Genomic DNA, 12,001 nt, shown 5'->3' with positions numbered 1-12,001 from the left:
ATAGGTATTAAATAGAAACAAGTGATTTTAATTGATTACTTCTTTCTGTTTTATACAGAATCTGTGACTCGACGAGAGCATAGAGACTATTTAAAAACATAGATATGAGTCTGGGTTAGGATGAGCGTGTTCACGCGCACTTCCTAACCTTAATAACTCGCCTCTTAACGACATCAGTTGTTATCCCAGGGGTGAGTTATTAAAAAAAGTAAAGAGAACTGAATCAAGCGTATAAACATAGGTGATATCGTTATCATAATTAGATTGTATGACACTTAGAAGTCGAAAGACTACTTGGGGTTGTATGGTCAAGTAATGAAGCGCACATGGTGGATGCCTTGGCAGTCAGAGGCGATGAAAGACGTGACAGCCTGCGATAAGCTTCGGGGAGGCGGCAATATCCTGTGATCCGGAGATTTCTGAATGGGGAAACCCACTTACCATAAGGTAGGTATCCTAATTTATTAGGAAGCGAACGAGGGGAAGTGAAACATCTCAGTACCCTTAGGAATAGACATCAATTGAGATTCCCCTAGTAGCGGCGAGCGAACGGGGAGAAGCCGATTAATTCTAATGTAGAAGAACAGCGTGGGAAAGCTGACCGTAGTAGGTGATAGTCCTGTATTCGAAACATTAGAGTTAACATATTAAGTAGAGCGGGGCACGAGAAATCCTGTTTGAAGATGGGGGGACCATCCTCCAAGGCTAAATACTCCTGACTGACCGATAGTGAACCAGTACCGTGAGGGAAAGGCGAAAAGAACCCCTGTGAGGGGAGTGAAATAGAACCTGAAACCGTGTGCGTACAAGCAGTGGGAGCCCACTTGTTGGGTGACCGCGTACCTTTTGTATAATGGGTCAGCGACTTATATTCTGTAGCAAGGTTAACCGTTTAGGGGAGCCGTAGGGAAACCGAGTCTTAATAGGGCGTTTAGTTGCAGGGTATAGACCCGAAACCGAGTGATCTATCCATGAGCAGGTTGAAAGTGCCGTAACAGGCACCGGAGGACCGAACCCACTGTCGTTGAAAAGCCAGGGGATGACTTGTGGATAGGGGTGAAAGGCTAATCAAACTCGGTGATAGCTGGTTCTCCCCGAAAGCTATTTAGGTAGCGCCTCGGACGAACACCATTGGGGGTAGAGCACTGTTTCGGCTAGGGGGTCATACCGACTTACCAAACCGATGCAAACTCCGAATACCGATGAGTGATATCCGGGAGACACACGGTGGGTGCTAACGTCCATCGTGGAGAGGGAAACAACCCAGACCGCCAGCTAAGGCCCCAAATTCCTAGTTAAGTGGGAAACGAGGTGGGAAGGCATAGACAGCTAGGAGGTTGGCTTAGAAGCAGCCATCCTTTAAAGAAAGCGTAATAGCTCACTAGTCGAGTCGGCCCGCGCGGAAGATGTAACGGGGCTCAAACTAGGAGCCGAAGCTGCGGATTTGAATTTGTTTTCAAGTGGTAGGGGAGCGTTGTGTAAGCCTGTGAAGGTGTGTTGTAAAGCATGCTGGAGGTATCACAAGAGCGAATGCTGACGTGAGTAACGATAATGCGAGTGAAAAGCTCGCACGCCGGAAGATCAAGGGTTCCAGTCCAACGTTAATCGGGGCTGGGTGAGTCGACCCCTAAGGCGAGGCCGAAAGGCGTAGTCGATGGGAAATCGGTTAATATTCCGATACTTGTTTATAATGCGATGGAGGGACGGAGAAGGTTATGTCAGCCTGGCGTTGGTTGTCCAGGTGAAAGGATGTAGGTTTATAGCTTAGGTAAATCCGGGCTATTTTATACCGAGATCTGATAGCAAGCTGTACTTGTACAGCGAAGTGGCAAATACCATGCTTCCAGGAAAAGCTTCTAAGCAATAGTTATAAACGAATCGTACCCTAAACCGACACAGGTGATCAGGTAGAGAATACCAAGGCGCTTGAGAGAACTCTGCTGAAGGAACTAGGCAAAATGGTACCGTAACTTCGGGAGAAGGTACGCTGTTGGTGGTGATAGGACTTGCTCCTTGAGCTGCTGGCAGTCGCAGATACCAGGCTGCTGCAACTGTTTATTAAAAACACAGCACTCTGCAAACACGAAAGTGGACGTATAGGGTGTGATGTCTGCCCGGTGCTGGAAGGTTAATTGATGGGGTTAGCGTAAGCGAAGCTCTTGATCGAAGCCCCAGTAAACGGCGGCCGTAACTATAACGGTCCTAAGGTAGCGAAATTCCTTGTCGGGTAAGTTCCGACCTGCACGAATGACATAATGATGGCAGCGCTGTCTCCAGCAGAGACTCAGTGAAATCGAAATCGCAGTGAAGATGCTGTGTACCCGCGGCTAGACGGAAAGACCCCGTGAACCTTTACTACAGCTTTACATTGAACTTTGACCTGACTTGTGCAGGATAGGTGGGAGGCTTTGAAGCCGAGACGCTAGTCTCGGTGGAGCCAATCTTGAAATACCACCCTGGTCATGTTGGGGTTCTAACTCAGGTATAACAATACCGAGGACAATGTATGGTGGGTAGTTTGACTGGGGCGGTCTCCTCCTAAAGAGTAACGGAGGAGTACGAAGGTGCGCTCAGACCGGTCGGAAATCGGTCGTAGAGTATAAAGGCAAAAGCGCGCTTAACTGCGAGACCCACAAGTCGAGCAGGTACGAAAGTAGGTCTTAGTGATCCGGTGGTTCTGTATGGAAGGGCCATCGCTCAACGGATAAAAGGTACTCTGGGGATAACAGGCTGATACCGCCCAAGAGTTCATATCGACGGCGGTGTTTGGCACCTCGATGTCGGCTCATCTCATCCTAGGGCTGAAGCAGGTCCTAAGGGTATGGCTGTTCGCCATTTAAAGAGGTACGCGAGCTGGGTTTAGAACGTCGTGAGACAGTTCGGTCCCTATCTACCGTGGGCGTTGGAAATTTGAGAGGATCTGCTCCTAGTACGAGAGGACCAGAGTGGACGAACCTCTGGTGTTCGGGTTGTCACGCCAGTGGCATTGCCCGGTAGCTACGTTCGGATGGGATAACCGCTGAAAGCATCTAAGCGGGAAGCCCACCTCAAGATTAGATTTCCCTAAAGAGCCGTTCAAGACTAGGACGTTGATAGGCAGGGTGTGGAAGCGCAGCGATGCGTGTAGCTAACCTGTACTAATTGCTCGTTTGGCTTGACCATACAACACCCAAGTGGTTTGTATACAAGTCTAATTAATCTATCTTGTATAGCTCAGGCTATAGAAACAGACAGAACATTTCGATATCACCTTTAACCTTGATTCAGTTAGGTTACAAGTTGATCGACAACAAGCTTAAACTTGATGTCAATAAAAACAACAACAGACTCATATCTAACCCCCTTTGCTGACGACAATAGCGCGATGGCCCCACCTGATCCCTTCCCGAACTCAGAAGTGAAACATCGTAGCGCCAATGGTAGTGTGGTTCGCCCATGTGAGAGTAGGTCATCGTCAGCTCTCTATTCTAGATAAAGCCCCCAACGCTAACGCGTTGGGGGCTTTTCTTTGTGCGCGGTTTGGTAATAATACTTTGATCAACAGCCGCCAGCTCATTCAGTAAAATAATCATAAAAAAAGCTCAATTAACCTTGACCCAGTCTCAAACAAGCGTATAATGCCACCCAGTCGAAAGGGAAGTGGGTTACTGATTTGAACGATGTAAATTGTTTGAATTAAATAGAAAATACTTCTTGACTAAATAAATATAGCGTCTATAATACGCACCTCATCAAGACGAGCTGGAAGTAGCTAGTGTGTTATTACACATTAATAACCCAGTTAACTTGTTGAAACAAATTAAAAAAAGAAGTTGACAGACTATTAAAACATGATATGATGGTCAGCTCGCTAAATAGGATAAGCCACATTGGCTGACTTATTTAGTTTGAAATACTAGCACTGGACGACAGTGTCAGACATTATTTAAAAGCATAACTAAAGAACAACTTGTGTGGATTTTTGCTGATTCAGAATGCTAAAAAATAAAGTTGACTATCTTTTCTTTTCGGAAAGATTATTAACTATAAAAATTATCATTTAAGACAGCAGAAAAACTCAAAGTTAATTCATTACGAACATAATTTTTAGCGATTTTGCCAGATTAGATGAGCCAAGTTTAGAAGCTTCTTTAAAGAGCTTCATAGCAAGATTAAACTGAAGAGTTTGATCATGGCTCAGATTGAACGCTGGCGGCAGGCTTAACACATGCAAGTCGAGCGGAAACGATGGTAGCTTGCTACCAGGCGTCGAGCGGCGGACGGGTGAGTAATACTTAGGAATCTACCTAGTAGTGGGGGATAGCACGGGGAAACTCGTATTAATACCGCATACGACCTACGGGAGAAAGGGGGCAGTTTACTGCTCTCGCTATTAGATGAGCCTAAGTCGGATTAGCTAGATGGTGGGGTAAAGGCCTACCATGGCGACGATCTGTAGCTGGTCTGAGAGGATGATCAGCCACACCGGGACTGAGACACGGCCCGGACTCCTACGGGAGGCAGCAGTGGGGAATATTGGACAATGGGGGAAACCCTGATCCAGCCATGCCGCGTGTGTGAAGAAGGCCTTTTGGTTGTAAAGCACTTTAAGCAGTGAAGAAGACTCTTCGGTTAATACCCGGAGACGATGACATTAGCTGCAGAATAAGCACCGGCTAACTCTGTGCCAGCAGCCGCGGTAATACAGAGGGTGCAAGCGTTAATCGGAATTACTGGGCGTAAAGCGAGCGTAGGTGGCTTGATAAGTCAGATGTGAAATCCCCGGGCTCAACCTGGGAACTGCATCTGAAACTGTTAGGCTAGAGTAGGTGAGAGGGAAGTAGAATTTCAGGTGTAGCGGTGAAATGCGTAGAGATCTGAAGGAATACCGATGGCGAAGGCAGCTTCCTGGCATCATACTGACACTGAGGCTCGAAAGCGTGGGTAGCAAACAGGATTAGATACCCTGGTAGTCCACGCCGTAAACGATGTCTACTAGTCGTTGGGTCCCTTGAGGACTTAGTGACGCAGCTAACGCAATAAGTAGACCGCCTGGGGAGTACGGCCGCAAGGTTAAAACTCAAATGAATTGACGGGGGCCCGCACAAGCGGTGGAGCATGTGGTTTAATTCGATGCAACGCGAAGAACCTTACCTGGTCTTGACATATCTAGAATCCTGCAGAGATGCGGGAGTGCCTTCGGGAATTAGAATACAGGTGCTGCATGGCTGTCGTCAGCTCGTGTCGTGAGATGTTGGGTTAAGTCCCGCAACGAGCGCAACCCTTGTCCTTAGTTACCAGCGGGTTAAGCCGGGAACTCTAAGGATACTGCCAGTGACAAACTGGAGGAAGGCGGGGACGACGTCAAGTCATCATGGCCCTTACGACCAGGGCTACACACGTGCTACAATGGTAGGTACAGAGGGCAGCTACACAGCGATGTGATGCGAATCTCAAAAAGCCTATCGTAGTCCAGATTGGAGTCTGCAACTCGACTCCATGAAGTAGGAATCGCTAGTAATCGCGGATCAGAATGCCGCGGTGAATACGTTCCCGGGCCTTGTACACACCGCCCGTCACACCATGGGAGTTGATTGCACCAGAAGTGGATAGCTTAACCTTCGGGGAGGCGTTCACCACGGTGTGGTTGATGACTGGGGTGAAGTCGTAACAAGGTAGCCGTAGGGGAACCTGCGGCTGGATCACCTCCTTATAGACGCATTCGGTCAGCAAGAATTCACAACAAGTTGTTCTTTAGTTTAAGCTTACGTTTTTAAAAAACGTATTAGGGTCTGTAGCTCAGCTGGTTAGAGCACCGTGTTGATAACGCGGGGGTCGGTGGTTCAAGTCCACCTAGACCCACCATTTTACAATGGGGCCATAGCTCAGTTGGTAGAGCGCCTGCCTTGCACGCAGGAGGTCAACGGTTCGACTCCGTTTGGCTCCACCACTACTAAGACGGTTAAGTAAGCTTTAGATGCCAATAAATAAATAGGTATTAAATAGAAACAAGTGATTTTAATTGATTACTTCTTTCTGTTTTATACAGAATCTGTGACTCGACGAGAGCATAGAGACTATTTAAAAACATAGATATGAGTCTGGGTTAGGATGAGCGTGTTCACGCGCACTTCCTAACCTTAATAACTCGCCTCTTAACGACATCAGTTGTTATCCCAGGGGTGAGTTATTAAAAAAAGTAAAGAGAACTGAATCAAGCGTATAAACATAGGTGATATCGTTATCATAATTAGATTGTATGACACTTAGAAGTCGAAAGACTACTTGGGGTTGTATGGTCAAGTAATGAAGCGCACATGGTGGATGCCTTGGCAGTCAGAGGCGATGAAAGACGTGACAGCCTGCGATAAGCTTCGGGGAGGCGGCAATATCCTGTGATCCGGAGATTTCTGAATGGGGAAACCCACTTACCATAAGGTAGGTATCCTAATTTATTAGGAAGCGAACGAGGGGAAGTGAAACATCTCAGTACCCTTAGGAATAGACATCAATTGAGATTCCCCTAGTAGCGGCGAGCGAACGGGGAGAAGCCGATTAATTCTAATGTAGAAGAACAGCGTGGGAAAGCTGACCGTAGTAGGTGATAGTCCTGTATTCGAAACATTAGAGTTAACATATTAAGTAGAGCGGGGCACGAGAAATCCTGTTTGAAGATGGGGGGACCATCCTCCAAGGCTAAATACTCCTGACTGACCGATAGTGAACCAGTACCGTGAGGGAAAGGCGAAAAGAACCCCTGTGAGGGGAGTGAAATAGAACCTGAAACCGTGTGCGTACAAGCAGTGGGAGCCCACTTGTTGGGTGACCGCGTACCTTTTGTATAATGGGTCAGCGACTTATATTCTGTAGCAAGGTTAACCGTTTAGGGGAGCCGTAGGGAAACCGAGTCTTAATAGGGCGTTTAGTTGCAGGGTATAGACCCGAAACCGAGTGATCTATCCATGAGCAGGTTGAAAGTGCCGTAACAGGCACCGGAGGACCGAACCCACTGTCGTTGAAAAGCCAGGGGATGACTTGTGGATAGGGGTGAAAGGCTAATCAAACTCGGTGATAGCTGGTTCTCCCCGAAAGCTATTTAGGTAGCGCCTCGGACGAACACCATTGGGGGTAGAGCACTGTTTCGGCTAGGGGGTCATACCGACTTACCAAACCGATGCAAACTCCGAATACCGATGAGTGATATCCGGGAGACACACGGTGGGTGCTAACGTCCATCGTGGAGAGGGAAACAACCCAGACCGCCAGCTAAGGCCCCAAATTCCTAGTTAAGTGGGAAACGAGGTGGGAAGGCATAGACAGCTAGGAGGTTGGCTTAGAAGCAGCCATCCTTTAAAGAAAGCGTAATAGCTCACTAGTCGAGTCGGCCCGCGCGGAAGATGTAACGGGGCTCAAACTAGGAGCCGAAGCTGCGGATTTGAATTTGTTTTCAAGTGGTAGGGGAGCGTTGTGTAAGCCTGTGAAGGTGTGTTGTAAAGCATGCTGGAGGTATCACAAGAGCGAATGCTGACGTGAGTAACGATAATGCGAGTGAAAAGCTCGCACGCCGGAAGATCAAGGGTTCCAGTCCAACGTTAATCGGGGCTGGGTGAGTCGACCCCTAAGGCGAGGCCGAAAGGCGTAGTCGATGGGAAATCGGTTAATATTCCGATACTTGTTTATAATGCGATGGAGGGACGGAGAAGGTTATGTCAGCCTGGCGTTGGTTGTCCAGGTGAAAGGATGTAGGTTTATAGCTTAGGTAAATCCGGGCTATTTTATACCGAGATCTGATAGCAAGCTGTACTTGTACAGCGAAGTGGCAAATACCATGCTTCCAGGAAAAGCTTCTAAGCAATAGTTATAAACGAATCGTACCCTAAACCGACACAGGTGATCAGGTAGAGAATACCAAGGCGCTTGAGAGAACTCTGCTGAAGGAACTAGGCAAAATGGTACCGTAACTTCGGGAGAAGGTACGCTGTTGGTGGTGATAGGACTTGCTCCTTGAGCTGCTGGCAGTCGCAGATACCAGGCTGCTGCAACTGTTTATTAAAAACACAGCACTCTGCAAACACGAAAGTGGACGTATAGGGTGTGATGTCTGCCCGGTGCTGGAAGGTTAATTGATGGGGTTAGCGTAAGCGAAGCTCTTGATCGAAGCCCCAGTAAACGGCGGCCGTAACTATAACGGTCCTAAGGTAGCGAAATTCCTTGTCGGGTAAGTTCCGACCTGCACGAATGACATAATGATGGCAGCGCTGTCTCCAGCAGAGACTCAGTGAAATCGAAATCGCAGTGAAGATGCTGTGTACCCGCGGCTAGACGGAAAGACCCCGTGAACCTTTACTACAGCTTTACATTGAACTTTGACCTGACTTGTGCAGGATAGGTGGGAGGCTTTGAAGCCGAGACGCTAGTCTCGGTGGAGCCAATCTTGAAATACCACCCTGGTCATGTTGGGGTTCTAACTCAGGTATAACAATACCGAGGACAATGTATGGTGGGTAGTTTGACTGGGGCGGTCTCCTCCTAAAGAGTAACGGAGGAGTACGAAGGTGCGCTCAGACCGGTCGGAAATCGGTCGTAGAGTATAAAGGCAAAAGCGCGCTTAACTGCGAGACCCACAAGTCGAGCAGGTACGAAAGTAGGTCTTAGTGATCCGGTGGTTCTGTATGGAAGGGCCATCGCTCAACGGATAAAAGGTACTCTGGGGATAACAGGCTGATACCGCCCAAGAGTTCATATCGACGGCGGTGTTTGGCACCTCGATGTCGGCTCATCTCATCCTAGGGCTGAAGCAGGTCCTAAGGGTATGGCTGTTCGCCATTTAAAGAGGTACGCGAGCTGGGTTTAGAACGTCGTGAGACAGTTCGGTCCCTATCTACCGTGGGCGTTGGAAATTTGAGAGGATCTGCTCCTAGTACGAGAGGACCAGAGTGGACGAACCTCTGGTGTTCGGGTTGTCACGCCAGTGGCATTGCCCGGTAGCTACGTTCGGATGGGATAACCGCTGAAAGCATCTAAGCGGGAAGCCCACCTCAAGATTAGATTTCCCTAAAGAGCCGTTCAAGACTAGGACGTTGATAGGCAGGGTGTGGAAGCGCAGCGATGCGTGTAGCTAACCTGTACTAATTGCTCGTTTGGCTTGACCATACAACACCCAAGTGGTTTGTATACAAGTCTAATTAATCTATCTTGTATAGCTCAGGCTATAGAAACAGACAGAACATTTCGATATCACCTTTAACCTTGATTCAGTTAGGTTACAAGTTGATCGACAACAAGCTTAAACTTGATGTCAATAAAAACAACAACAGACTCATATCTAACCCCCTTTGCTGACGACAATAGCGCGATGGCCCCACCTGATCCCTTCCCGAACTCAGAAGTGAAACATCGTAGCGCCAATGGTAGTGTGGTTCGCCCATGTGAGAGTAGGTCATCGTCAGCTCTCTATTCTAGATAAAGCCCCCAACGCTAACGCGTTGGGGGCTTTTCTTTGTGCGCGGTTTGAGTTTGATTTTGTAATATTACAATACTGATTATTCTTCATTATCGAAAAGCCTATAATAGTGTATGCTTATTCTCTGTAAAATATCATATTAGAATTAAGTTTTTATCGAAGTAAGCTGTTAATACTTTAATAAAAATTCAATAATAGAAAAGGATTTTAAATGAACGATAAAGATAAAGAAAGCTATGGTAGTGTAAGTCTAGTTCGGCAAGGTGAGCATAGGTTTTATTCGTTTACTATGCCAAGTGATGTGCTATCAGAGACTTGTTATGTTATAAACCGTGATGAAGATCCTATCGAAGGTTTCCAACGAGAACTAGATAAAAAAAGAGCTATTGAAATAGCTAATTATATTGATTCAGGCTTGGGAACAATTCCTAGCTCAATTGTTTTGTCAGCGCAAGAAGATAGTAAGTTTCATTATGATTCTAGGAAAAAGTCAGTAAGCTTTCTAAATATTGACAAAGCATTTTTAATTATCGATGGTCAGCATCGAGTTTATGGTTTCAAAATTGCGAAAACAGCACTTAGAATACCTGTGGTTGTTTATGAAAACTTATCTAAACGTGATGAATCTAGATTGTTTATTGATATTAATTCTAAGCAAAAAGGTGTACCTACAGAACTTCTATTAGATATTAAAAGAATGGCTGAGTATGAAAATGATACTGAGCAATATCTTCGAGATCTTTTCGATATATTTTTGACAGAGAATGATAGTGCTCTTTATAATAGATTATCAGCATCAAAGAGAGAGAAGGGGAAAATAACACGTTCAGTTTTCAATACCGCTGTAAAACCATTGGTTAAAGTATTTGGAAGTAAGACAACAGATGAAATATATGAAATTTTCAATTCTTATTTAATAGCTTTCAACGAAGGCGTTTTAGCTCCAAATCAATTACAGGAGCAAACGTTCAACACAACTGTATTTAAAGCAATTGCAGGATTTTTTCCAATAATTACTGCAAGAGTACAAGATAGATTTGGTGCAATTTATTCGGTTGATAATTACTATGAATTTACAACAATTGTTGGTCAAAGGATTAAACCTGTCAAGATTGCAAGTCCTACTAATGCATATAAACCCATCGTAGAGCATTTAGAGGAATCATTAAAACAGGAATTTACACTTTAAATGATTTCTGAAATTAAACTAATTCATCAATTTTCGATGAACGAAATATTTGAAGTAGGTTCATCATCAGAGTCGGACTTGAAAGCATGGGTTGCAAATGGACATTACTTATTATCTGATTGTTTAGCACCTTCAAGAAATAATAGAGTTACTGAATTCAAGCTAAGATTCCAACAGACAGAAACTCTCTATGTATCACTTGCGAATGATTGTAATAGATTTGCACAAGCTGCAATCGAATCTATGTTAAGCATAGGAAAAATTAATAAATTACCAAAAAGTACTGGTTGGGCAACTGTTCAATTGTATTATTCAGCTTTTTTTGCAGCACACGCTATATTGAGGATTTATGGGAGAGCTTGTAGTCAATTAGAGGTAGACCATACAAATAAGGTGCTCGAAATAGCTAAAACAATGCAGCTTGATAATGGGGCTGTTAATATAGAAAGTGGATTCTATTTTTCACTGATTGAAAATAATAAAGTAAAATTTAGTAAAATGAAAGACTCACATGCTGACACATGGGCGTCATTTTCAGGTTTGCTAATGTGGTTGATTGACAATATTCCAAACGCTACAGCAATTGGAAAACATAAGTCAGATACATTGGATTTAATTTCCAATATTAAAGCTGCATTACATCTATCTGGTGCTGCTAGAGGAAACTGGCTATCTCAAATTAGAAATAAAGTTAATTATCAACATACTCATGGTGTTTGGTATCCATATAGAGGTGCATTACACAGTTCTGAAATGATATTAAGAAACACGGAATGGCTTAAACCCCCGACCTCTTTTGATTTGAATTTAAACAATAATGATATTTCAATTCTATATAACTTAAGCAATTCAATTTTGTCATTAATGTACCACCTTATGAAGTATGGTTACGAACGTTCAGGTAAAGTTTGTTTGCCCTTAACTAATGGGACATTTCGTCTAATAAATCAAATACAGGCACCATAACGCTAATAAAAACTCACTATTAAACCATTAGGGATTTAAACTTTACGAGCTACAGCGCAAATTATCTTGTAAATTTCTCAAAACAACTCACCTATCTCAGGTATCTCTTCAAAATCAAAACCTAACTGTTCGTCTTTACGCTGTTTCATTTGTTCTATACGCAGCTTACGTCCTGCGATAAGCCTTAGCACCTCGCGCTGCTGCTCTGTCGTCATATCATGCCATAGCTGGCGCTCAGTTCGACTACGCAGGCAACCAAAGCAATAACCCTTCTTATTGCTTTGACAAAGACCAATACATGGGTTGGCAATCTCGAACAGCTCAAACTGTTGATTCATGACTCCTCCATAATGACTATCGTCATTCCTTTGACCTGCATAAAATCACTGTACAACATTATTATG

At 45.0% G+C, this 12,001-nt stretch carries 3 protein-coding genes, 2 tRNA genes and 5 rRNA genes; 9 read left to right on the top strand and 1 reads right to left on the bottom strand.

Translation table 11 applies throughout. The annotated features are described in order from the left end of the window. Positions 1-306: 306 nt before the first annotated feature. The 9 genes from AK824_RS12875 (at position 307) to AK824_RS12835 (ending at position 11,597) form a co-directional block, all read left to right on the top strand. A 23S ribosomal RNA gene (locus AK824_RS12875) occupies positions 307-3,162 on the top strand. A gap of 184 nt (positions 3,163-3,346) precedes the next feature. Beyond that, positions 3,347-3,460, top strand: a 5S ribosomal RNA gene (gene rrf / locus AK824_RS12870). Positions 3,461-4,153: 693 nt separating this feature from the next. After that, positions 4,154-5,692: ribosomal RNA gene (locus AK824_RS12865) — 16S ribosomal RNA — on the top strand. Between the two features lie 75 nt (positions 5,693-5,767). Continuing rightward, a tRNA-Ile gene (locus AK824_RS12860) sits at positions 5,768-5,844 on the top strand. A gap of 9 nt (positions 5,845-5,853) precedes the next feature. Further along, a tRNA-Ala gene (locus AK824_RS12855) sits at positions 5,854-5,929 on the top strand. A gap of 347 nt (positions 5,930-6,276) precedes the next feature. Further along, positions 6,277-9,132 (top strand): 23S ribosomal RNA (locus AK824_RS12850). A gap of 184 nt (positions 9,133-9,316) precedes the next feature. Further along, a 5S ribosomal RNA gene (gene rrf, locus AK824_RS12845) occupies positions 9,317-9,430 on the top strand. The 16S, 23S and 5S rRNA genes sit together here with 2 tRNA genes alongside, the layout of an rRNA operon. Before the next feature lie 223 nt (positions 9,431-9,653). Next, positions 9,654-10,631 carry a DGQHR domain-containing protein gene (locus AK824_RS12840; RefSeq protein WP_057762151.1) on the top strand — a complete coding sequence of 326 codons (978 nt, stop codon included), beginning with the start codon at positions 9,654-9,656 and terminating at the stop codon, positions 10,629-10,631. Further along, the gene (locus tag AK824_RS12835) at positions 10,632-11,597 is read left to right on the top strand and encodes a hypothetical protein (protein WP_057762149.1); all 966 of its coding nucleotides are present in this window, start codon (positions 10,632-10,634) and stop codon (positions 11,595-11,597) included. It begins immediately after the preceding gene. Positions 11,598-11,674: 77 nt separating this feature from the next. Here the strand turns inward: AK824_RS12835 and AK824_RS12830 are convergent, their stop codons facing one another. Further along, on the bottom strand, positions 11,675-11,935 hold the full coding sequence (locus AK824_RS12830) for a DUF1289 domain-containing protein (RefSeq protein WP_057762147.1): 261 nt from the start codon (positions 11,933-11,935) through the stop codon (positions 11,675-11,677). Positions 11,936-12,001: the final 66 nt, after the last annotated feature.

It is taken from the genome of Psychrobacter sp. P11G3 (assembly GCF_001435845.1).
In the GTDB taxonomy this organism is placed as follows: Bacteria; Pseudomonadota; Gammaproteobacteria; order Pseudomonadales; family Moraxellaceae; genus Psychrobacter.
This window is presented reverse-complemented; position numbering and strand designations above follow the sequence as displayed.

What these genes read in the sequence shown, in the direction of transcription:
- AK824_RS12840 (WP_057762151.1), top strand. Translation starts at nt 9,654, where the DNA reads ATGAACGATAAAGATAAAGAAAGCTATGGTAGTGTAAGTCTAGTTCGG.
- AK824_RS12835 (WP_057762149.1), top strand. Translation starts at nt 10,632, where the DNA reads ATGATTTCTGAAATTAAACTAATTCATCAATTTTCGATGAACGAAATA.
- AK824_RS12830 (WP_057762147.1), bottom strand. Translation starts at nt 11,935, where the DNA reads ATGAATCAACAGTTTGAGCTGTTCGAGATTGCCAACCCATGTATTGGT.